The sequence below is a fragment of the Rahnella sp. Larv3_ips genome (assembly GCF_003697865.1).
GTDB classification, from domain to species: Bacteria; Pseudomonadota; Gammaproteobacteria; order Enterobacterales; family Enterobacteriaceae; genus Rahnella; species Rahnella rivi.
On sequence record NZ_MJIB01000007.1, the window covers coordinates 27216 to 49511 of the forward strand.

Annotated in this window: 29 protein-coding genes and 1 other annotated feature; of the genes, 6 read left to right on the forward strand and 23 right to left on the reverse strand. The window is 52.2% G+C overall.

The genetic code is table 11. The features are described 5' to 3' along the window. Positions 1–19 precede the first annotated feature (19 nt). The 18 genes from ED901_RS13040 to ED901_RS13120 all read right to left on the reverse strand — a co-directional run bounded on the left by ED901_RS13040 (position 20) and on the right by ED901_RS13120 (position 11259). Positions 20–529: a phage major tail tube protein gene (locus ED901_RS13040; RefSeq protein WP_056772763.1), complete on the reverse strand. Its 510-nt coding sequence runs from the start codon at positions 527–529 to the stop codon at positions 20–22. A gap of 14 nt (positions 530–543) precedes the next feature. Beyond that, positions 544–1713, reverse strand: a complete 1170-nt coding sequence (locus ED901_RS13045; protein WP_122096163.1) for a phage tail sheath protein — start codon at positions 1711–1713, stop codon at positions 544–546. Positions 1714–1851: 138 nt separating this feature from the next. Further along, positions 1852–2283 (reverse strand): tail fiber assembly protein, encoded by a 432-nt coding sequence (locus ED901_RS13050; protein WP_122096164.1) that lies wholly within the window; start codon positions 2281–2283, stop codon positions 1852–1854. After that, complete coding sequence (locus ED901_RS13055; protein WP_122096165.1) at positions 2283–3812, reverse strand: phage tail protein; 1530 nt, start codon at positions 3810–3812, stop codon at positions 2283–2285. The genes ED901_RS13050 and ED901_RS13055 overlap by 1 nt, the downstream gene beginning before the upstream one ends. Before the next feature lie 11 nt (positions 3813–3823). Continuing rightward, positions 3824–4351: a phage tail protein I gene (locus ED901_RS13060; RefSeq protein WP_122096166.1), complete on the reverse strand. Its 528-nt coding sequence runs from the start codon at positions 4349–4351 to the stop codon at positions 3824–3826. Further along, the gene (locus ED901_RS13065; RefSeq protein ID WP_122096167.1) at positions 4344–5252 is read right to left on the reverse strand and encodes a baseplate assembly protein; all 909 of its coding nucleotides are present in this window, start codon (positions 5250–5252) and stop codon (positions 4344–4346) included. Before ED901_RS13065 ends, ED901_RS13060 begins: the two co-directional genes overlap by 8 nt. Positions 5253–5257: 5 nt before the next feature. Beyond that, complete coding sequence (locus tag ED901_RS13070; protein ID WP_056772748.1) at positions 5258–5608, reverse strand: GPW/gp25 family protein; 351 nt, start codon at positions 5606–5608, stop codon at positions 5258–5260. Continuing rightward, positions 5605–6246 (reverse strand): phage baseplate assembly protein V, encoded by a 642-nt coding sequence (locus ED901_RS13075; RefSeq protein ID WP_122096168.1) that lies wholly within the window; start codon positions 6244–6246, stop codon positions 5605–5607. Before ED901_RS13075 ends, ED901_RS13070 begins: the two co-directional genes overlap by 4 nt. Positions 6247–6327: 81 nt before the next feature. Further along, positions 6328–6789 carry a phage tail protein gene (locus ED901_RS13080; protein ID WP_122096169.1) on the reverse strand — a complete coding sequence of 154 codons (462 nt, stop codon included), beginning with the start codon at positions 6787–6789 and terminating at the stop codon, positions 6328–6330. Further along, a complete protein-coding gene (lysC, locus tag ED901_RS25400) occupies positions 6752–7000 on the reverse strand; it encodes an Rz1-like lysis system protein LysC (RefSeq protein ID WP_240993928.1) in 249 nt (82 codons plus the stop codon). The genes ED901_RS13080 and lysC overlap by 38 nt, the downstream gene beginning before the upstream one ends. Further along, positions 6885–7310: an Rz-like lysis system protein LysB gene (lysB, locus tag ED901_RS13085; RefSeq protein ID WP_122096170.1), complete on the reverse strand. Its 426-nt coding sequence runs from the start codon at positions 7308–7310 to the stop codon at positions 6885–6887. Before lysB ends, lysC begins: the two co-directional genes overlap by 116 nt. Continuing rightward, positions 7311–7820: a lysozyme gene (locus ED901_RS13090; RefSeq protein ID WP_122096171.1), complete on the reverse strand. Its 510-nt coding sequence runs from the start codon at positions 7818–7820 to the stop codon at positions 7311–7313. It abuts the gene before it with no gap. After that, complete coding sequence (locus ED901_RS13095; RefSeq protein WP_056772733.1) at positions 7801–8022, reverse strand: HP1 family phage holin; 222 nt, start codon at positions 8020–8022, stop codon at positions 7801–7803. The genes ED901_RS13090 and ED901_RS13095 overlap by 20 nt, the downstream gene beginning before the upstream one ends. Then, positions 8013–8216: a tail protein X gene (locus ED901_RS13100; RefSeq protein ID WP_056772730.1), complete on the reverse strand. Its 204-nt coding sequence runs from the start codon at positions 8214–8216 to the stop codon at positions 8013–8015. Before ED901_RS13100 ends, ED901_RS13095 begins: the two co-directional genes overlap by 10 nt. A gap of 205 nt (positions 8217–8421) precedes the next feature. Continuing rightward, entirely contained in the window at positions 8422–8616 is a 195-nt protein-coding gene (locus tag ED901_RS13105; RefSeq protein ID WP_122096172.1) for a hypothetical protein, read from the reverse strand. Positions 8617–8728: 112 nt separating this feature from the next. Continuing rightward, the gene (locus tag ED901_RS13110; protein WP_122096173.1) at positions 8729–10669 is read right to left on the reverse strand and encodes a replication endonuclease; all 1941 of its coding nucleotides are present in this window, start codon (positions 10667–10669) and stop codon (positions 8729–8731) included. 93 nt (positions 10670–10762) lie between these two features. Further along, entirely contained in the window at positions 10763–10984 is a 222-nt protein-coding gene (locus tag ED901_RS13115; protein WP_122096174.1) for a TraR/DksA family transcriptional regulator, read from the reverse strand. Next, complete coding sequence (locus ED901_RS13120; protein WP_072158066.1) at positions 10984–11259, reverse strand: DUF5347 family protein; 276 nt, start codon at positions 11257–11259, stop codon at positions 10984–10986. The genes ED901_RS13115 and ED901_RS13120 overlap by 1 nt, the downstream gene beginning before the upstream one ends. 169 nt (positions 11260–11428) lie before the next feature. Here ED901_RS13120 and ED901_RS13125 point away from each other — a divergent pair, with 169 nt between their 5' ends. From ED901_RS13125 to tyrA, 3 genes are all read left to right on the forward strand, one after another. Further along, on the forward strand, positions 11429–12019 hold the full coding sequence (locus tag ED901_RS13125; protein ID WP_122096175.1) for a phage repressor protein CI: 591 nt from the start codon (positions 11429–11431) through the stop codon (positions 12017–12019). Positions 12020–12312: 293 nt separating this feature from the next. Continuing rightward, positions 12313–13389, forward strand: a complete 1077-nt coding sequence (locus ED901_RS13130) for a 3-deoxy-7-phosphoheptulonate synthase (RefSeq protein ID WP_056772717.1) — start codon at positions 12313–12315, stop codon at positions 13387–13389. 6 nt (positions 13390–13395) lie between these two features. Then, the gene (tyrA, locus tag ED901_RS13135) at positions 13396–14517 is read left to right on the forward strand and encodes a bifunctional chorismate mutase/prephenate dehydrogenase (protein ID WP_056772715.1); all 1122 of its coding nucleotides are present in this window, start codon (positions 13396–13398) and stop codon (positions 14515–14517) included. 60 nt (positions 14518–14577) lie between these two features. On the opposite strand, the gene pheA is transcribed toward tyrA, so the two are convergent. From pheA to bamD, 5 genes are all read right to left on the reverse strand, one after another. Next, complete coding sequence (gene pheA, locus ED901_RS13140) at positions 14578–15732, reverse strand: bifunctional chorismate mutase/prephenate dehydratase (RefSeq protein ID WP_056772712.1); 1155 nt, start codon at positions 15730–15732, stop codon at positions 14578–14580. Positions 15733–15785: 53 nt separating this feature from the next. Beyond that, positions 15786–15910 (reverse strand) — a sequence feature (Phe leader region). Further along, positions 15862–15909: a hypothetical protein gene (locus ED901_RS25620; protein ID WP_369794779.1), complete on the reverse strand. Its 48-nt coding sequence runs from the start codon at positions 15907–15909 to the stop codon at positions 15862–15864. It overlaps the preceding feature by 48 nt. A gap of 133 nt (positions 15911–16043) precedes the next feature. Continuing rightward, positions 16044–16388 (reverse strand): ribosome-associated translation inhibitor RaiA, encoded by a 345-nt coding sequence (gene raiA / locus ED901_RS13145; protein WP_056772708.1) that lies wholly within the window; start codon positions 16386–16388, stop codon positions 16044–16046. A gap of 119 nt (positions 16389–16507) precedes the next feature. Further along, the gene (locus ED901_RS25135; protein WP_162997868.1) at positions 16508–16738 is read right to left on the reverse strand and encodes a hypothetical protein; all 231 of its coding nucleotides are present in this window, start codon (positions 16736–16738) and stop codon (positions 16508–16510) included. Beyond that, entirely contained in the window at positions 16704–17438 is a 735-nt protein-coding gene (bamD, locus tag ED901_RS13150; protein WP_056772705.1) for an outer membrane protein assembly factor BamD, read from the reverse strand. Before bamD ends, ED901_RS25135 begins: the two co-directional genes overlap by 35 nt. A 130-nt stretch (positions 17439–17568) precedes the next feature. On the opposite strand from bamD, the gene rluD reads away from it, so the two are divergent. From rluD to clpB, 3 genes are all read left to right on the forward strand, one after another. Next, entirely contained in the window at positions 17569–18546 is a 978-nt protein-coding gene (gene rluD / locus ED901_RS13160) for a 23S rRNA pseudouridine(1911/1915/1917) synthase RluD (RefSeq protein ID WP_122096176.1), read from the forward strand. Further along, positions 18546–19283, forward strand: coding sequence for a purine nucleoside phosphorylase YfiH (gene yfiH / locus ED901_RS13165; RefSeq protein WP_122096177.1), 738 nt, complete (start codon positions 18546–18548; stop codon positions 19281–19283). Before rluD ends, yfiH begins: the two co-directional genes overlap by 1 nt. Before the next feature lie 130 nt (positions 19284–19413). Further along, the gene (gene clpB / locus ED901_RS13170; protein WP_056772696.1) at positions 19414–21987 is read left to right on the forward strand and encodes an ATP-dependent chaperone ClpB; all 2574 of its coding nucleotides are present in this window, start codon (positions 19414–19416) and stop codon (positions 21985–21987) included. Positions 21988–22296 lie beyond the last annotated feature (309 nt).

Below are 22296 nucleotides of genomic sequence, written 5' to 3' on the forward strand. Positions count from 1 at the left end.
CCGGCTCTGGGAGGGGGAATTACAGGCCGAGCGCGGTGCGGTGTTGCGCCAGGCGATCAACGCCATTGACGATTTCCACCATATTGACGGTGTCGATCTCAATCAGCTGCTTGCCGTCGATAGTCAGTTTGAAGTAGGTGCACTGGGTGGTGACTTTGGTTTCGGTGTCTTCACCTTGCTTATATTCACCAAAATCAAACTCCTTGTGACGGCCACGCATCATCACTTCGACCGCTGACACATCACCGGTATCGTCGCGTTGCAGGGAACCGGCAAAGCGCAGCGGGATATCGGAAACGCTGCCCCATTGTTGCAGAACCAGTTCATCCAGACCGCCGATAGACCATTCCAGCGTCAGTGCATCGTCATCCAGACCGAAATCCACCGCGACTGAACCGCTCATGCCGCCGCCGCGATAGTTTTCCAGCTTGCGGGTCAGTTTCGGCAGGGTGAGTGAGGAAACCAGGCCGAGGTAGCTGTTCCCGTCGTTGAACAGGTTCAGGTATTTTAATTTTTTAGGAAGTGCCATGAGTCATTGTCTCCTTAACTGTTGATGGACGCGGCAAAGTTCACCAGATAAGAGTCGGTGATGCGCTGGCGCAAGGTCAGGTCTTCCAGCGGAGGAACCGGGGTGTAGTCGTAGTCGATATACAATTTGCCGGCTTTCAGTGTTTCCGCTGTGTTTGCGGCTTCGTCGTACCAGCAGTCGCCATCAATGATGTAACCCGCTGATTTCATTTCACGCATTTTGGCTTTGATGCCGTCGATCATGTCGCGTACCAGCGTCGGGGTCATCGGTTTATCGACCGCCCACATATGCGCTTCGGCCATGGTGTCTGCCAGCACTTGCGCGGTACGGGTGTAGTTTTCGAAAATGAACAGTGAATCGTCGCTGCAGGTACGGTTGCCCCAGAAACGGAAACCGTCTTTGCGCACCAGCGTCGTCACACCCGCCTGGTTCAGCAGGTCTGCATCGGTACCACTGGCCTGCAAATCCCAGAACACGCTGGCCGACAGACCGGTCACGCCGTTCACACCCACGTTTGACAGGGTTTTATGCCAGCCGGTTTCCTGGTCGATTTTGGCGCGCAAGCCCAAAGCGCGTGCAGTGGCGTAAGCAATATCAGACTGGCTGGTCGCCGTATTCCAGTTCACAAAATCCGGCCAGATCAGCATCAGTTCACGCTGGCTGAAGTTGTCGCGGTATTTGATTGCATCGGAAAGCGTTTTTGCGCCGTAAGCGCTGATATAACCGAAGGCACGCAGCTGCTGGCAAACGGCTGCCAGCGCGGTTGCGACAGCCTGATTATCCAGCCCAGGGACGCCCAGAATACGCGGTTTCACGCCCAGTTCTGCCTGCGCAGAAAGCAGTGCCTTCATGCCGGTGTAACGGCCATTGGCATCAGAACCGCCAATGATATTGCTGGTGGTCGCGGCCTCGTCATCGCCAGTGGCAACACGTACCACGACGGTGACCGGTTTACACTGGTCAGCAATCGCCAGAAGCGCAGCACGCAACGTCCCGCTGGTCCCGGCTTTCCCGCTGGCCGCCAGAACGTCAGTGATAAGAACCGGCGTGTTGAGAGGAAATACAGTGGCATCCGCATCTTCTGCGGTACAAACCATGCCGATAATTGCGGTGGAAACGGTAGAAATAACGCGGGTGCCGTCGTTGATTTCAACGACACGTACGCCGTGATGATAATCAGCCATCAGGGTGACTCTCTCTGTTGTGGGTGGTGAAGCAAGGATGCCGGTTCACAACAAAAAGCGCATTCGATCAGGGGCGTGGGGGCGGTGGCACAACAGAGGGGGGATTAGATAATAAAAAAGCCCCCGGAGGGGCTTAAGTCAGGCCGGAATTTCAGGCCAGGTGATGTCAGGGGCGGTTGAAAGATCCAGGCGGTTCAGAGCGACACGGTAGGTTTTCCAGTCTTTGAGAAGAAGCAACTCTGATTCTGTTGCAATATCAAGATCGACAGAATCTTGCAGCGGCAAGATTGCTTTTGCAGCTAATACTAATTGAGTGGTAAGTTTTTCTTGCGCTATAAGAACGAATTGTTCCCGGGTTAAAGCTGCAGGTGCGGATAGCGACGGACGTCCTTCACTGTCCGATGTTATTATTTGCCCTTTTTTTTGTCCGGCAAAAAGAGCGTAATAATCGTCATCGCTTACAGGAATACCATCATCTGGCCATCCTTCAGGGGATGCTTCATAGGCTGACTTTAAAGATGAGGGATAAAATCCGCATTTTTTAGAACTAAAATAATAGTTGCTCATCATTAATACCCCGCCACTATGAATGCCCAACTTCCGCTGCAATTGGTTGTATGAAGCTTGATTTGATTATTCCCAACAGGTGTAGCTGTCCACCAACTGCTTGAGTCCTTACCGCCGGTACCAGTATAGGAGCCGCTGATTGCAATTATTCCCGTTGGGAATGTCGCAGGCAGAGTAATAGTTACATCTGGATTAGTACTAGAATTTGAATTAATACCACCTATAGATTGCAAAAATATCTGACCGTTTGAATGTGAGTAATAAGCGGAATAATTTCCTGTTCGGGTTACACCTGATGGTGGTGGATTGTTAGGGCTATAAACACGTTGCCCTGCCTCACTCAGTATTCCTGATGTATTAAGGTTGCCGGTGCCAGAGATAGTAACTTGACCTGTTTGTACGCTGTTTTGGTAATTGACTATTCTGAAATTAAATCCTCCAGAACCACCGCCCTTATTATTTACAAAACTTGATTCACCCTGCCCATTACTTTCATTCCAGCCAATATATGTGCCTTGCCCTAAACCTGGATTCGGCAATCCATTTGCACCTAAGAATTGTGCATTTACATAACCGGATACATTTCCTCCTGTAGACGGATAGGCACCTACTTCCCCAGGAGTCGGTGGATTTTTCCCCGTGTAAATAACACCCTGACTCACATTATCCACGGTCGCATAAAGTTTATCGCCTTTACCCCAGTCAATATAAATTCTGTGATTTTCCACGTAATTTAATCCACCGCCAGCCTGGACTGCCTGGTAATTGCCTACATTTCCGAGTCCAATGTTAGATGCATTAAGCGAGATATCCGCCGTCCCATCAAATGCCACTCCTGCTATTTTCCTTGCCGTCGCCAGCTTGGCCGCTGCAACAGCAGTTCCGCCTGCGGGTAAGCGCCCGTTAGCATTATCATTCGCAGATTTCGCCAGGTCGTAAGACGTTTTTACTGCCTTCGGCGTTGCTGCCAGAATTTCACTGGTGCTGTCCACCGCGTTGCTCAGCTGAACGAAACCTTTCGCGGTAAGCGTACCGTCGGGGTGATGCCGTGAGGCTTCGTGTTCTGCCAGCAAATTATTAACGTATTCTTCGGTCGCAATAATCAGGGTGTCATCAATGGTCAGGCTGACCGCATCGGTATCTGTGACGGTTAACACCATGCGCAGGGTTTGTGTCCGGCCGGAACCTTCTTCGAGCGTAGGTTTATAGCTGTCGGCCATATTACTGACGGCAATCAGTTCACCTTCTGCGGAAAATAACCCCATTTCACGAATCCAGAAACCGCCGATTTCTGCCGGGATAATGGCTTCAGCAATAATCCAGTTGGCATTTTTATTATCGATTTTGATGGAGTTCAGCTTCAGGCGGTAGGTTTCATGGACCAGTGCCGTCTGCCCCATAGAGGGTTCAGTCGCGCTGCCATTACCGTCACCGACGGCCAGCTGGGTAATATTGACGTCTTTTCCACTTGCGATGGCTGACGCGATGCGCGCCTGCCCGAGGGTAGTGACGACGGATTTAAATTTGCTCATAAGATTCCTTATCAGTCCGGATAAACTGTGAGTATTTCTGCGTCATACATTGCCGCGGCAAGATAAACGGTGCCGGGAATATCCTGGGTAATTGTCAGCCCGATTAGGTGACGGCTGGCAGGCTTCGCATCATCAATCAGGCGTTCCATTTCTTTGTACATAGCTTCATCAATACCGGAATCGAGGACGCCGATATCGAGTTTGAAAGTGCCCGGTGGATCATCGGTTTCCCACCATTCTGTGACCTTAATGACATAACCCAGTGGCTCGACCACGCGTTTGATAGCGCTGATGGTGCCTTTGTGCTGATGGATGAACCAGGCGGACTGAATCACGCTGCGCTTTGTCGTCGTAGGCCATTCACTGTCCCATCGGTCGACAGACAGCGCCCATGCCAGATAGGGCAAAAAGTTGGCCGGGCAGGTTTGCGGATCCCATAACGTTTTCAGCGGAACATTTACACGGGCCAGTTCAGCGCAGGCTTCTGCGGCTGCCAGTTCCAGCGCGGAGGAACCACTGGGTAGCAACCTGTTACTCATCGGAGCCTCCGACGGTAATGACGTAGTTTGTACAGTAAGAAGCTTGTGTACTGTCGAGCACAATATCTGCGGCGGGTTTAGCAAGTTCCACACGCTGGACGCCTTCTACGTGCAATGCGGCATAGATGGCAGATAGCCGAATGTCACGTCCGAGGCGGTGCTGATCGCTGATATAAGATTTCAGCTTTTCTTCGGCTGCGAGGGTGATAGGTTCAGACTCAGGCCCCGGATACAGGTATAGCGTGGCGTCAATTTCATACGGCACCACGCTGGCCGACTGAACCAGAACCCGGTCGGCTATTGGCCTAACATTTTCGTCGTTTAATGCGATGCGCACCTTGGCCAATAAATCTTCCGGAGCGATGCCATTGGCTTCGCGTGACAGCACGGAAATGGTGACATTCGCGGGGGACGGGCTGATAACCGAAATATCCGCTACCCGCCCATCGGCTGACAGGCCGTGGAATTCGTAAGAGCCGGAAGGACCGGCGACGCTCATTCCTTCAAAGGCCTGCGGGATGCGCGTTCGGAAGTCGGCATCACTTTCCATGACCGCCGGGACGGGTGGAACTTTGGTGTTATCCGCAGGCGTCAGTACCAGTCGCTGTACGCCATTGTTTGCCGCCAGCTGATCCAAATCACTGCCCGTCGCATACGCCACCATCACCGCCCTTGCGGATTCGTTGACGCGCTGGCGCAGGATCAGTTCGCGGTAGGCGTTCTCCTGCAACAGCTTGACCAGCGGTTCGGATTCCAGTGTCAGCGTGCGGCTGATAGCTTCCTGCTGGTCGGCCGGGTATAGGGAGATCAGCGTCGTTTTACGTTCTTCAAGCAGGCTTTCATAATCCAGTTGTTCGACCACATCGGGGGCCGGTAACTGGCTCAAATCGATCGTTGCCATAAGTGTCAGCTCACAGGAATGTTCAGGGAGAAATCCGTCGCCGTATCGGTACGGCTTCCGGTCAGTTCCACCACCATCTTGCCGGTGTAATCGGAGTCGAAAGTGATGGCATTCAGTGAGATGCGGGGCTCCCACTGCAACAGCGCGGTGTAGCAAATTGCGGTCATTTGCAGCCGCAACGCGCCGTTTTGCGGCTGGTCAATCAGTTCAGAAAGCAGCGAGCCGTAATGGCGGCGCATCACACGGGAACCCACCGGTGTAGTCAAAATGTCGCTCACGGACTGGCGGATATGGTCGAGATCTTCAATTGCCGTGCCGCTGTTTCTGTCCATTCCCAGGTATTTAGGTTTGCTCATTGCGGGCCTCCTGTCTGGCCACCGCCGGTCTGGACGCCGCTGTGGCGGTGGGTGTGCACAATAATGCCGTTGGATGTCAGGCTGCCGCCGCTGTGAATTACATTGCCGGTCAGCGTGCCGCCTTGTTTGACCTCGAGTGAGCCGGTGGTCAGCTTGCTGGTGCAAACCACTTCCGGCGTATCCAGAGTGATGCGCGTACTGGCGGTGCAGCGGATTTCCGGTGCTGTGACCTCCACGTTCTGCGATGCATTGATCACCGCCGTTTTGACGCCGGTGACTTTTAGCGCGCCGCTTGCCGGTTCGTATTCAAAAATGGCGCCGTCCGGAAAGGCCAGATGAAGGGCATCCGCCGAAGCCGAAGGTGCGGGCGAGGCATCCGAAAAAACAGCCGGTAAGACGAATGCCGTATTCAGTTCACCGCCCATCGAGAGCAGCAACACCTGTTCGCCGACAGAGGGCGCCCACCAGCTGCGCGTGCGGCCTGCGCGGTGCGTCATCCACGGCAGCCAGGCCGTCACGTTGCTGCCCGTCGCGACGCGGCAGCGGGCGTTAGCCAGATCCAGTTCTGAGACGTTACCGATGCGCACCAGATTGCCAATCAGTCGCATTATGTCGTTGAGTTGAAGAGTCGTATTCATGGGATAAAGGATGCCGTTTCAGGGGGTTGAGCGACAACCGGTGGCCGTTCGGCCGCGGCTGACACAACAAGGTTTATCGGGTCACACCGTCCAGCTGCTGATCAGTTCTCCGTTAAGATAAACCTGACGCGGCAGCGCCACGTTTTCCGGCAGCGGCGGTTCAGGCAGGTGAGTGATGGTGCGAACATCACCTGTATCGGAAACCTGCACGCGCTCGGTCAGTTGCAGCGTCAGCACCAGGCTGCCCGCCTGCTGAGTGAACGTGAAATCATTCAGCCGGTGCAGGGCGTTGCCAAGAATTTCAGGCTGATTAACCTGCAGCCAGTCGAGAACGGTGACCACGGCCAAATCAACCAGGGTTTCGCTGAGTGCGTCGTCTGTAAAGGTCAGCGTCAGCGGATAGCGGTATTCAAAAGAAAGCGACGGCGCTGATGTGGCGACCACCTTGCCGGGGCCGGTGGCGAGCACCAGTTTTTCAGGTGCGGCTGCAAGCAGCGGGATCTGTTCAATCAGCCGTTGTTGCAACTGAATCGGTTTTTGCATGTTGTGCCTCCTGACACTTTTTGATGGCTTCAATTTGTAAGCCGCAGTCCATCAGCGCAGATTCCAGCTGAAGAATGTCGGCGCTCAGATCCTGGTTAGTGACGGGATGGCTGGCCGGAATCGGGCAGGCGCTGACCGCCGGACAGCCAACGTAAATAATCGCTGGCGGAGCTGAAGGCGGGGCGCTGGTGCAACCGGCTAATATCAGCAGGCAGCCCGCCGTCAGCCCACTGACGGTTTTGCGCATTAACATGAAGGCTCCTTTGTCTTTGCTGTTCGCGGGTTTGCATTATTTGCCGGGCGGAACTCAGGTCTTCGCGTAATGCCAGTTCAGCCTGTTCGCGCTGGCGCATTTGTTGGTTCAGCGCAGTGATCGTCTGCTCACGTTGTTGCAGTGAAATCGCCAGCGCGTCGCGTTGCTGAGCGGCGTGGTTGAGATCGTGCTGTAGTGAGCGATTGGAAAGCAGCAGGATGACGATCAGCAAAAACATGGCGGTCAGAATGACCAGTAATATGCGCATTCAGACCCCTTTCAGGCAGAGAGCACGTTCGGCGTTTCGCCGGCGTTCCAGACCCCGGTTGCGGTCACCGTTGACGAAAACCCAGCGTGGCAGCTGGTCACAGGCTTGTTGCCATTGTTGCTTGTTGATGAAAAACGCCAGTGTTGACTGACACGCAGCTCCGGTGCCGACGTTAAAACTGAATGACACCACGGCATCAAAAACCGGCTGCGGCATCACGCCCGGCATGCATTTTTTGAGGACGCGCTCGGTTCGCTGAATATCTGCCAGCAGGTTTTCAGCGGCCTGATGTTCGGTTATCTCCTGCGCCGGCTTCACTCCTGCCGTGTGGCCGATACCGCTGGTCCATACGCCAGCGCTGCACTGATAGGGTTGCAGCTGACAGCCTTCAAAATCGGTGATCAGCCGTAAACCTTCTTCCGAAACCTGTAATGACGTGTAGCCTGGCAGTGCCGCCATCAGCCCTAACACCACCGCGGCGCTGCAGCGTTTAAGAGTTGAGGTTTTCATAGGTGTCTTTGTTCAGACCGTTGCGTGCCAGCAGCTGAAAGCTTTTGCGCCGGTAGTACCAGTTAACTAAAAAGGTGCCGATACCGACGGCGGATCCAATCAGAAAGGCAATGTCCTGCGAGGTGATACCCGCCAGCCAGGTCAGTGACGTGGCGATGAAATATGCGCAGGCTGAGCTGATGCGTTCGGTATTCAGTCCCATAATTTGAGTATTTCCTGCTGGGGTTGCTCCGCGACATCTGGCATGTCGATGGCAGTGCCGTGGGGTAACAATGCGCCCAGATCGGCAATGCCTTTGTTCGCCGCATAGACTTTCTCGACAACAACAGCGGTTCGGCCGTAATAACGCCAGCACATGGAATCCACTGTGTCGCCCTGTTCTGCGTAAAGTTTCATGGGGGTTCTCCGCGGGTGAATGAAATCGTCAGAAGGTGATTTCAGTCTGCGCAAGAGAGAGGAAGGCGGCAACGTAAGGGGGTTGTGAAACTATTGGCACAACAAGAAAGGGGGATGGACGAAAATGGCGGGGCGCTTAGTCCGGCCTGAAAGGGGAAGGGTAAGCGCCGGGTATGTGACAAACACCGCCCGTAGTCTCTGGCGATCAGTGGGCGTCGTCAGTGCTCCCGTTACAGAAGAGTGCATCCTGATGTTCGTCCGTCAGAGCCTGGCTGGCCAGTTCCGATATCAGTGACATCACGACCAGAAATTCTTTTGGATTGCACTGCGCCGTCTGCGAAATGTCTGCGATCAGTTGTATCCTGGACAACGTTAGCTGTTGTTTAGTCAGGTTTTCCATTTTCTCCCCTCGCCAGATACTGTGTTTATATACAGTATTCTTTAATTGAGCTAATACGTCAACACTCTGCGCATTTTAAAAAATACAATTCATTGAATTTACGGATTAATTTTTATTGGCTCGGACTTTGTATAGATAACAGCTTTAAGGGCGAAGCCAGCGATCCACAGTTATTGACAGAACTCCAAGGCGGGCACAATGCCGGTATTGCCTGTGATCTTTCAGGTGAAGAGGACCGGCGGCGGACGATTCGCCAGCGTTCCGTGTGAGTGGGGAAAATGTGCGAAGCACCAAGATGCGGGGCGTAGATACCCACGACTTTATTTTGGGGTTCGCCATAGACATTCAGTTCATCGGTCTGCTGGCGGGCGACCCGTACGGTGTGATCTTTTCGCCCGATATGAATGCCGCCCTGCGCATGAATGTAAGCGGCATAGTCGCCGCTATCAGCCGCGCAGCGTACGGCTTCGACCCGCGTATCAAACTGGCAGGCAAGGCTGATATGGCGAATGCGGCGACACTCACGGTATGCGCCTACGGAGGGGATCCCGATGGCGTGAAACTGCGGGATCCGCCATGTGGATGCCCAGGCCGTGACGGAAGTGGCGACGTCAGTCAGCGGACGACCCGAATCAAAATCGGTTTCACCTTCCAGCGCGTAACCGTCGATATTTTTAGCCACATATTTGGCAATGTATCCTGCCGCTCCTCCCCGGTTGAGCGGCTTGCAATTGAAACGCGACACGTCGGCACCCGGCTCCTGCGCGTCTTCCTCAAGGGCGTATTTGCGCATGACGTCGATGACTTTTTGCTGCTGCGCCGGTGGCGTAAACAGCATCATGTGCCAGTGCGGCGTGCCGTCGTGATGGGGTTCCACGACCCGTACGCCGTAGACCTTCAGATTTCGGTCTTTGAACGTGGTGCGGATTTTCGCCCAGACAGCGACCAGGTAACGCTGCGCATCTTTCGGCGTAAACGCCTGCGCATCCCATTTATGGTTAAACTGCGGGGCAGAGTGCGGGCCGGTGGTTTTCATCGGATGATATTTTGAAGGCGTGGTCAGGGTAATGAACAACCCGCGATCCTGTTGCTGATCCGCAACGTCCTCGACGCCGGCAATCAGGGTCATGAGCTCCATGCGGCGCAGTTTTGGATTGGAAATACTGGCTAAAACTGTGTCCAGCAGACTCAGCTTTTCTCCCGACTGGATATTTTCGATATCGCACTGCCGAAGATAATTCAGCGCCGACAGACGACGTGATACCACATCGCGAATGGCATTTTTGCTGGCGTAAGGCGACGTGGCACGGCTCACGTAACCACAGGCAATCATCAGGGCTTCCCGCCACAGACGCTGCTGCGCACGTAATTGTTTCTCCCACCAGTCGCCGCTGACCAGACGTAACATGCTGGCGACGGCGGTATGGGCTGTTAACCGGCCATTTTTAAAGGCGCGCCAGTAAAGCGGCTGAACGCGACAGGCGCGCGCCATCGCGGCAAGGTGACCATAAATTTTATTTTGTGTGCTGTCTCTCAGCAGAATGTCCGGTTCTGCGGGGCGGCTTTTCAGCCACTTTTCACACTGATACTCACAGGCATCCTGCATGGCAATCGCCAGTTGATTCGCCAGACGTTTCAGGCTGTTGTCATTCAAATCAGGTAAACGGTTAAACGTCTCTTCTGCGGCAAGATGCTTTTGCGAGATATATCGCGAATACTGATGGCGTTCATTAACCCGCTGTATGCGTGGCCAGAGACGCTGCATGAACACCGTCATCAGAAAGTGAAAGGCAGGACGGACGCCTTTGGTGTTAAGCAAAAACTGATAACGCTGCTGCAAGGGCGTGCGCAGGCAGCGCGGCAGGGTGGCGATAAGTGAAAGTGCAGCATGCTGGCGCTGGCAGAAATCCCGTGTCAGCGGTTTTTCGAGAGGGCACGTCATCGCCGGTCGCGGCGCATTCCACCACCATAAACCCTGAAAGGGTTTATCCGTTGTGCCATTAATGGCAGGAGGTGAGGCAGGGAAAATCCTTGCTCTTATATTATCAGGCATGGCGTTAATTCCGTCATAAAAGTAATAGAATGCCGCTCCCGAAAATGAATATTTCAGGATAAAACTTTATTGAAATAACAGACGATGAATTAATTATATCGGGCGATAATTCCTGCTTTTAATTTCATTAATTTCCTGACATTCAATACAACGCCGGACACCGTATATTGCGCTTCGTCGCTGTTCCGGGATGGGCGTGTCACAGTCTTCACAGAAGAGGGCTGATGCGCCGTGCCGTGTTTGGGTTACCTTTGCAATCTGTTCTTCCAGTAACCGGAGCTGGTGTTCTTGTGATTCATCTATCCAGTCTGCCATCAGTAAAAATCTCCTCTTAATAATGATGAAAAATGACGTAGTGATAATAAAGCCTGAATTATTTTTAATTGTTCATCGGACGTCATATCGGCATACGGAAGATGAACATGGCGGCGTTTAAGACCGGCATGAAAACACAATGTGGTTTTCCATTTATCAGGGGCATTATCAAATATGTTTTCGACCTTATTTCTCTTATCAGAGAAATGGGTGTCTTTCAGATGGGCAATGTGACGTAAGCCCGTCTGGCGCTGTTGCTCTGTTCCTAAAAACATCGCGACTCCTCATTGACTGTCTTTAACGTTATGGCGAGATTTCTTACTGATCCTCCCCCCACGCCGTAAATTTGGTATCATGACGGGGTTCGGTATATTACATAAACAATCTAAACTTGCATTTGCGAGTTGTCAAGTTGGTATTTACAAGCCCAGGGGTTTTCGCCAGATGCAATTAGATGAACTCGAAGGAGGAAAAGCCGTACTGTCGCGCATGCTTCAGGCGTATGGCTTTAGCATGCAGAAAGAGTTGGGTGATCTGTATGGTTTGTCGTCTGGCACGATAAGTACCTGGGTGAGAAGAGATTATTTCCCCGGTGATGTGGTCGTGGCCTGTGCGCTGGATACGGGTGTTTCGTTGCGCTGGCTGGCGACGGGTAAGGGCACGATGCAGGATCCCGCCGTTACAGGAACCGGGGCAACGCAAGGTGTCCGCCAGCTTAGAAAGTTGAGATTGCGAGGCGGGGCGCTGGAGGATGAAGGTCTGTGGACCGCCGACTCTTCCTTGCTGGACGATTCACTGGCTGATCCGGCTTATATTGTTAAAGGCAACGACTCGTGGATTATCGATATGGGCAGCACTCATCCGGGCAATGGCCGCTGGTTGCTGGATATCGACGGTGATGTCGACGTTTATGACGTGGCGCGAATTCCCGGCAACCGCCTGAAAGTCACGCGTCAGGACAGCCATTTTGAGTGCAGCGTTGATGACGTCTCTGCGCTTGGACAGGTCTTTATCACTCTGGATCGTAACCTGTAATCGTTTCTCCCGGCTGCCGCAGGTGGCCGGTGTTATTCCCGCCGCTATCCTTCTCTTTTTACCCTCATTCGTTGTGACTTCCCTGTTAAGCAATAATGCCATGTAATGCTGGCGGTACACTCTCTTCGTCATTAATCGACATAATGTAAACTTTAATTTCCACTTTTCGTTTTATATCCGGCAATTGGTAATCTTAAGTTTACAACTAAGGCTTGATAACTTTACGCGCTGTGTTAATGTTGTCCGCAGATGCCTGAGTGGCTGCCCATTTTCCTGAATAGCGAATCACTATCATGCAAAAAGATGCCCTGAATAATGTCCATATCACTGCTGAACAAATTCTTATCACGCCGGAAGAGCTGAAAAATCGTTTTCCGTTGAGCGTGAGTGATGAAACCAGCATTGCAGAAGCCCGTAAAACTATCGCGGATATCGTGCATGGCCGTGATCCTCGTCTGCTGGTGGTTTGTGGCCCATGCTCTATTCACGATCTGGATGCTGCGCTGGACTATGCGCGCCATCTGAAAACGCTTGCGGCTGAATTAAGCGATCGCCTGTACATCGTGATGCGCGTGTACTTCGAAAAACCGCGTACCACCGTGGGCTGGAAAGGGCTTATCAACGATCCGCACATGGACGGCACTTTTGATGTGGAAGCGGGTTTGCACATTGCGCGTAACCTGCTGCTGCAACTGGTCGGCATGGGCTTGCCGCTGGCGACTGAAGCACTGGATCCTAACAGCCCGCAATACTTAGGCGACCTGTTCAGCTGGTCGGCAATTGGTGCGCGTACCACGGAATCTCAGACTCACCGTGAAATGGCATCGGGTTTATCCATGCCGGTAGGTTTCAAAAATGGCACTGACGGCAGCCTGGGTACGGCGATTAACGCTATGCGTGCGGCAGAAATGGCGCACCGTTTTGTGGGGATCAATCAGGCCGGGCAGGTTTGTCTGCTGCAAACGCAGGGTAACCCTGATGGGCATGTGATTTTGCGCGGTGGTAAGACGCCAAACTACAGCGAGCAGGACGTTAAGGCTTGTGAAAAACAGATGAGCGACGCGGGACTCCATCCTTCCTTGATGATAGATTGCAGTCACGGCAACTCAAACAAAGACTATCGTCGTCAGCCTGTTGTGGCTCAGTCAGTGATTGATCAGATTAAAGCAGGCAACCGCTCTATTACGGGCCTGATGCTGGAAAGCCATCTCAATGAAGGCAGCCAGTCGTCTGAACAACCGCGCTCAGAAATGAAATACGGCGTGTCTGTCACGGACGCCTGCATTAACTGGGAAACCACGGAAACCCTGCTGCGCACCATGCATCAGGAACTGGGCGACGCGCTGGCGGCACGAATCGCAGGAGAGTAAGTTTTTATGGTGGCAGAACTTAACGCGTTGCGCGATCAGATCGACGACGTAGATAAAGCGTTGTTGGATCTCTTATCACGGCGTCTGGCGCTGGTGGCAGAAGTCGGGGAAGTCAAAAGCCGTTATGGTTTGCCGATCTATGTGCCTGAACGTGAAGCAGCGATGCTGGCTTCACGTCGTCAGGAGGCGCAGAACCTGGGCGTTCCGCCCGATCTGATCGAAGATGTATTGCGCCGTGTGATGCGTGAGTCCTACTCAAGCGAAAACGACAAAGGTTTTAAAACGCTGCATCCTGAATTGCGCCCGGTGGTGATTATCGGCGGTGGCGGTCAGATGGGGCGGTTATTTACCCGTCTGCTGGAGTTGTCGGGTTATCAGGTCAAAATCCTTGAGCAGGAAGACTGGCCGCAGGCAGACACGCTGCTTGCCGATGCCGGTATGGTGATTGTCAGTGTGCCGATCCATTTGACGGAACAGGTCATTGCCCGTCTGCCGAAGTTGCCTGAAGACTGTATTCTGGTGGATCTGGCATCAGTGAAAAACCGCCCGTTACAGGCGATGCTGGCGGTGCACGAAGGCCCGGTGCTGGGCCTGCACCCGATGTTCGGCCCGGATGTCAGCAGTCTGGCAAAACAGGTTGTCGTGTATTGCGATGGTCGCGAACCGCAGGCGTACCAGTGGTTGCTGGAGCAGTTGCAGGTTTGGGGCGCGCGTTTGCACAAGATAAGTGCCGTCGAACACGATCAGAACATGGCCTTTATTCAGGCATTACGACACTTTGCGACCTTTGCGTACGGCCTGCATCTTTCCGAAGAGAATGTTCAGATTGAGCAGTTGCTGGCGCTGTCTTCGCCGATTTATCGTCTCGAACTGGCCATGGTCGGAAGGCTGTTTGCGCAGGATCCGCAACTGTATGCGGATATTATTATGTCGTCAGAAAGCAATCTGGCGCTGATAAAACGTTACTACCAGCGTTTTGGTGATGCGTTAGCGTTGCTGGAAAATGGCGATAAACAAGCATTTATCGATAAATTCAGAAAGGTTGAAAACTGGTTTGGCGATTATGCCCCGCGTTTCCTCAAGGAAAGTGGCGCATTGCTGAGACAAGCAAACGACAACCGCAAGTAAGTTATCCATGATGAAAGAAAAGGGCGTTGCATCCGTGCAGCGCCCTTTTTATTTGCGTAATTACAGATCGACGGAGACGACGTTTTCGCTTGGATAACAGCCGAGCACTTTCAACGAGCGGGTGATCGGCGCCAGATCCTTCAGCGCTTTTTTCATCTCGTCTGAACGCAGGTTGGCCTGTACATCAATGTAAAACATCTCTTCCCACGGATTGCCGTTGATCGGGCGTGACTCCAGCTTGGTCATGATGATGCCTTGTTCACGCAGCACCAGCAGCGCGTTCACCAGCGCACCCGCCTGTTGCCCGGTCGCCATGATGAGCGTGGTTTTGGCCGGAACCTGATCTGTCACTTCAATCGCTTTGCGGGCCAGCACGATGAAACGGGTAATATTTTCCTGCTGATTAGCCAGGTTATGTTCCAGAACCTGTAACTGATACAACGCACCACCCGCTTCGCTGCCGAGCGCGGCAACGTGTGGAGAATTGGCGGCCGCCACTTTTTCCATTGCCGCTGCAGTGCTTTCGCAATATTCAATTTTCCAGTGCGGGAAGCGGTTAATGAACTGGCTGCATTGCTGGAACGGCTGCGGATGGCTGTAAACGGTCTGGATTTGCGACAAGTCAGTGTCGGTCGCTACCAGCACGCAGTGATTGATTGGGTTAGTCAGTTCACCCACAATCGAAAGGCTGGTGTGTTGCAGCAAATCGTAAACGTCGTTGATTGAGCCGGAACTGGTGTTTTCGATCGGCAACACGGCGTAATCGGCCTGGCCGGTTTCGACCTGAGAGAAGATATCCTGGAATTTCTGGCAGCCACATTCGATGAATTGATCGAAATGACGGGCGGCGAACTGACGTGCTGCAAGATGGGAGTAGGATCCTTTAGGGCCGAGGAAGGCAACACGGGCGGAATCAGAAGGGGTTTTATTCAGATGTTGCTGCAATAGAGCCTGCTGCGTCAGCACAGAATCTTCAATGATCAGCTGATAAACGCGGGTGATGTAATGTCCGTCCAGTCCTTGTTTTTTTCCTTCCTGAATCAAAGTGTTAATCAGTTCTGCTTCACGTTCTTTATCGCGGATAGGGCGGTGAGAGTGCATTTTAGATTGCGCGACTTCTATCGCCATTGTGCGTCGCTCTGCCAGCAGGGCCAGCAGTTTCAGATCTAATGCGCTGATGCGTTCGCGCAGTGCCAGCAATGAGTTCTCGGTCATGTTGTTACCCTTTTAGATGTTCTTTCTTTCAGCAAAATGTGTAAAACGCAGGCATAAAAAAAGCCCCCTTTTCAGGAGGCTTTATTGTTCGTCTTCGCATTCATTCTTTCGCGACGAAACGCCTCCCAATCAGGGGAAGGTAAAAAAGAATGCGAAGAAAAACAGACGGGTATTCATGTATACATTGTTTCCATAAGTTTGAGCAGAGTCTTAAAGTAACCGCTGGGTTTTCCCTGTGTCAATAAGATTTCCTTTGGACACAAAAAACGCGCTCCAGGAGCGCGTTGTTCACAGACATGTTGTTAAGCCGGTTATTCCTCTTCTTCCTCCACCGGTTCAAGGTTCAATTCCTTCACACCGGACTCGGCACGGCGGGCTTCACCTTTGTGCTGCGCTTTGTTGAGCTGACGTTCAAGCTTGGCTGTCATCTCGTTAATCGCGGCATACATATCATCGTGGGTCGCACTGGCGATCAGCTGGCCGTTTGGCGTACTGATGGTCGCAACGGCGACAAATCCCTGTGGTTCTTTCGACAGAACAATGTGCGGGTTAATTAACTGAGTTTGCCATTTTTCCAGTTTTTTCAGACGGCCTTCGATGTGGTCACGAATAGCGGCAGTGATGTCCATTTGCTTGCTGGTAATGTTGACTGTCATATAATTTACCTCTCTTCTTTCCGTCTCCGATGAATCCAACATACCAGCCTTTTTTGTGAATTGCGTCCCCTGTGTCGTGGTTTTTTGTCACTTTTTGTCAATGGTGATGATTCTGTGACTCAGGGTAATGAATGGCGGGAAAGGTCTTGAGACTTGTCAGCGGATGAAGCATGATTGATAAGATCAGTGCGCTTTTCCTGATCTTCACTCCCATCATTTTCTGCTTGTTTTTTAATCCCTTCAGTTCGTGCCTTAAAAAAATCCCAAAAAAAAACGGCAGCCAGAGCTACCGTTTTTGTGTTCGGACATTTGAAATTATGCAGCGCTGTTGGCGGCAATAATTTTCGCAACTTTATCAGCCTGGTTGTTCAGCTGCAGTTCGCGATAGGCACTTTCCATCAACGGCAGCGCGTCGTGCGTTGCCTGAGTATCCGGATAATCTTTCAGCATTTGCTCTACACGGTTAACGACAGCGACGTAAGCACCGCGTTTAGTGTAGTATTGCACCACTGACAGCTCGTATTTCGCCAGACGCTCTTTCAGGAATACCAAACGTTTAGTCGCATCAGTTGCGTACTGGCTGTTTGGATATGCGTGGATAAGCTGGCTGAAATCACGGAATGCCGCGCGTGCATGCTGCGGATCGCGGTCAGAACGATCGACACCGAAGAATCCTTGCAGTGCACTGTCATCCAGCGCCATATCCGTTAAACCACGCATATACATGACGTAGTCAATATTTGGATGGGTTGGATTCAGACGCATAAAGCGATCAATAGAGGCCTGAGCCATTGGCAAGTCAGCAGACTTGTAATAGGCATAAATCAGATCTAACTGAACTTGCTGCGAGTAAGGTCCAAATGGATAGCGGTTATCCAACGCTTCTAATTGCGCAATCGCCCCTTTAAAGTTACCGTCCTGCAGCTTTTGCTGGGCAGTGGCATAAAGGACGTTAGGCGGGTTATCGGGAACCGTTTCTTTGGAACTGGAGCAACCGACCAGCGCCAGGCTCAACGTGGCTGCTGCCACCAGATATTTCACACGCGTCATGACGTTTTGATTATCCTCAGGTGTTATTCTGGGAGACTGTCCGTTAAGCTCCCGACAAAGACCAGCTACAATAGCACATTATTTTAAACGGCATCGCCGTGAAAACCCAACGTTAACCAAGAAGCTGCATATGGCACAACAAGTACAACTCACCGCAACGGTGGCCGAATCTCAACTCGGTCAACGGTTAGATCAGGCTTTGGCCGAATTGTTCCCTGATTATTCAAGATCTCGCATAAAAGATTGGATCCTTGAAGACAGGGTTACGGTCAATGGCAAAAAAGTGACCAAACCAAAAGAAAAAGTGTTGGGTGGCGAGGCTATCGCAATCGATGCGCAAATTGAAGAAGAAGCGCGTTGGCTGCCACAAGATATCCCTTTAGATATCGTCTATGAAGATAACGATATTTTAGTCATCAATAAACCCCGCGATCTGGTTGTTCATCCGGGCGCAGGGAATCCAGACGGCACGGTACTGAATGCTTTACTGCATTACTACCCTGCGATTATAGATGTTCCACGTTGCGGCATCGTTCACCGTCTTGATAAAGATACCACCGGTTTGATGGTAGTGGCGAAGTCAGTCCCTGCGCAAACTCACCTGGTTGTTGCTCTTCAGGCCCGCGAAATTACCCGTGAATATGAAGCTGTGGCGATTGGTACAATGACGGCAGGCGGCACAGTGAATGAGCCGATTGCGCGCCATTCCACCAAGCGCACGCATATGGCGGTGCATCCAACCGGCAAACCGGCGACCACGCACTATCGCATCATGGAACATTTCCGCGCCCATACGCGTTTGCGTTTGCGTCTGGAATCTGGCCGTACTCACCAGATCCGTGTGCATATGGCGCACATCAACCATCCTCTGCTGGGTGACCAGCTGTACGGTGGCCGTCCGCGTTTGCCAAAAGGGGCCTCCGAGTCCTTTATCAATATGCTGCGCGGATTCGATCGTCAGGCTCTTCACGCGACAATGCTGCGCCTTTACCATCCGGTAACCGGTATTCAGATGGAATGGCATGCGCCACTTCCTCAGGATATGGTTGACCTGATTACGGCGCTGAAAGCGGATACCGAAGAGTTCAAGGATCAGATGAACTGGTAATGAGTGCGCTTATTCTGCCTCAGTGGCCGCAACCCGCCTCGGTTCGGTCATGTGCGACAACCCGTAAAGGAGGCATCAGTTTGCCTCCTTACGGTTCGCTCAACCTCGGCAGCCATGTCGGGGACGAGCCAGAGATCGTCTCGGCCAACCGGCAGCGCCTGATTGCGCTCGGCGGTTTACCTGCTGCACCGCACTGGCTGGAGCAGATACATGGCACCGATGTTGTTCGTCTTACTTCGCACACTCCCGTAGTACCCACCCTTATTGCTGATGCTGCCTATACTTGCGAACCAGGCGTAGTTTGCGCTGCGATGACGGCAGATTGTTTGCCTGTGCTGTTTTGCAGCCGCTCGGGTGATGAAGTCGCGGCAGCACATGCTGGCTGGCGCGGATTGTGTGCGGGTGTGCTGGAAAACACGGTTGCGCAATTTGAAGCCGCACCTGAACAGATCATGGCATGGATGGGACCGGCGATCGGCCCTGCTCATTTTGAAGTGGGTGGCGAAGTGCGTGAAGCCTTTGTTGCTGCAGACTCTGCTGCATCAGCGGCTTTTACACCGGCAGGTGCCAAATTCATGGCCGACATTTACCAACTCGCACGGCTGCGCTTGCAAAGTGCGGGCGTCACCGCCATCTACGGCGGTGAGTATTGCACTGTGTCTGACAACACCCAATTTTACTCTTATCGGCGTGACGGGATCACCGGACGCCAGGCCAGTCTGATTTGGCGGGTATAACCCTTTAAATCAATCCCCTTCACCACTCATCCCGATAGTCCAATTAATATACTGACAAGATAACCTTGAAAACGTCAGGGTTGACCTCATCTATTCTCCAGTAGCAATTTTGTTCAGTATTGGAGGTGTTATGCGTCTGGATCGTCTTACAAGTAAATTCCAGCTTGCCCTCGCGGATGCTCAGTCTCTCGCGCTCGGGCGCGACAATCAATTTATCGAACCTGTCCACCTGATGAGCGCTTTGCTCACGCAGGAAGGCGGAACCGTGCGCCCTTTATTAACAGCTGCTGGGGTTGATACCCAGAAACTGCGCACGGAGGTTGATCAGGCTTTGGGGCGTTTGCCGCAAGTTGAAGGTACCGGCGGGGATGTTCAGCCCTCGCATGAACTGGTACGTGTTTTAAACCTTTGTGACAAATTGGCACAGCAACGTGCCGATACGTTTATTTCGTCAGAACTCTTTGTTCTGGCTGTTATGAAAGACCGCGGCTCATTAACAGATATGTTAAAAGCTTGCGGCGCAACAGCCGAGAAAATGACTGCGGCTATCGATCAAATGCGTGGGGGTGAGAAAGTGGATGATCAGAATGCCGAAGACCAACGTCAGGCATTGAAAAAATTCACTATCGATCTGACCGAACGTGCCGAGCAAGGCAAACTGGATCCGGTCATCGGTCGTGATGAAGAAATTCGCCGGACCATTCAGGTTCTGCAGCGTCGTACCAAAAATAACCCGGTTCTGATTGGTGAGCCGGGTGTAGGTAAAACAGCGATTGCCGAAGGTCTGGCGCAGCGCATCATTAATGGTGAAGTGCCTGAAGGGCTGAAAAACAAACGCGTACTGTCATTAGACATGGGTGCGCTGGTGGCCGGGGCGAAATATCGCGGTGAATTCGAAGAACGTCTGAAAGGCCTGTTGAGCGATCTGGCAAAACAGGAAGGTAACGTCATTCTGTTCATCGATGAATTGCACACGATGGTAGGCGCAGGTAAAGCCGACGGTGCGATGGATGCCGGCAACATGCTCAAACCTGCGCTGGCGCGCGGTGAACTTCACTGCGTCGGTGCGACAACCTTAAATGAATATCGTCAGTATATAGAGAAGGACGCGGCGTTAGAGCGTCGTTTCCAGAAAGTGTTTGTTGCCGAGCCTTCTGTTGAAGACACCATCGCTATTTTACGTGGTCTGAAAGAACGCTATGAGTTGCATCATCATGTTCAGATTACTGACCCGGCAATTGTCGCGGCGGCTACGCTTTCGCATCGCTACATTTCGGATCGTCAGTTGCCCGATAAAGCCATTGACCTTATAGATGAGGCTGCATCCAGTATCCGTATGCAGATGGACTCGAAGCCTGAGTCTCTGGACCGACTCGAGCGCCGTATTATTCAGCTCAAGCTGGAACAACAGGCACTCAAGAAAGAGTCTGATGATGCCAGTGTGAAACGCCTGGAGATGCTGGAAACGGAGCTTAACCAGAAAGAACGTGAATACTCTGAGCTGGAAGAAGAGTGGAAAGCTGAGAAAGCCTCATTGACGGGGACGCAGAATATTAAAGCTGAGCTGGAGCAGGCTAAGATCACGCTTGAGCAGGCACGTCGTGTTGGCGATTTGGGTCGCATGTCTGAATTGCAGTACGGCAAAATACCTGAGCTGGAAAAACAGCTGGCTGCAGCGACTCAGGCCGAAGGCAAAACCATGAAGCTGCTGCGTAACCGCGTCACTGATGTGGAAATTGCGGACGTGCTGGCACGCTGGACAGGGATCCCTGTCGCCCGGATGCTGGAAGGTGAACGCGAAAAACTGCTGCGTATGGAAGCGGAACTGCACAGCCGTGTAATCGGTCAGAACGAAGCGGTTGAAGCGGTATCGAATGCTATCCGTCGTAGTCGCGCAGGTTTGTCGGATCCAAACCGTCCGATCGGGTCATTCTTGTTCCTCGGTCCGACCGGTGTGGGTAAAACAGAGTTGTGTAAAGCGCTGGCGACATTCCTGTTTAACAGTGATGACGCGATGGTCCGCATCGATATGTCAGAGTTTATGGAGAAACACTCCGTTTCACGTCTGGTCGGTGCGCCTCCGGGTTATGTCGGTTATGAGGAAGGGGGTTACCTGACTGAAGCGGTTCGTCGTCGTCCTTACTCTGTCATCTTATTAGATGAAGTAGAGAAGGCGCATCCGGATGTGTTCAACATCTTATTACAGGTGCTGGATGACGGACGTTTAACTGACGGACAGGGCAGAACGGTCGATTTCCGTAATACCGTTGTGATCATGACCTCTAACCTGGGTTCTGACATCATTCAGCAGCACTTTGGTGAGGCCACCTATGCGCAGATGAAAGAGTCGGTAATGGAAGTTGTCACTCACAGCTTCCGTCCGGAATTCATCAACCGTATAGATGAAGTCGTGGTATTCCATCCGCTGGCTCATGCGCATATCAAAAATATCGCGAAAATCCAGCTGGAGCGTTTGTACAAACGTCTCGAAGAACACGGCTACTCAGCAACGCTGACAGATGCGGCCCTGGAGTTGCTCGGGAATACCGGATTTGATCCTGTATATGGTGCACGCCCATTGAAACGTGCCATCCAGCAGCAAATTGAGAACCCGCTTGCCCAGCAAATTTTGTCGGGTAAGTTGATTCCAGGTAAGCCTATTGTTGTTGATGTGGAAAATGATCATATCGTCGCAAGGCAGTAATCTAAGGCTATAGAGGTCAAAACGGGCTCCAAAGTAATTTGGAGCCCGTTTTTTATGCGTATTTTGAACGTTATTAATCCATTTGCTTTATTTGTGAACGGTCGGAAAAGTATTTTCAATAAACCCTTGCGGCCTGCTCAGAACTCCCTATAATGCCGCTCCATCGACAGGGAACAACGTGAACAACATCACGAAGTAACCGGGTCGGAAAGATTAAAAACAGTGATGACCGGGTGAAATAAACGGTTGACACTGAATGAGGAAAGCGTAATATACGCCACCTCGAGTTAGCAAGCGAAAGCGCGTAAC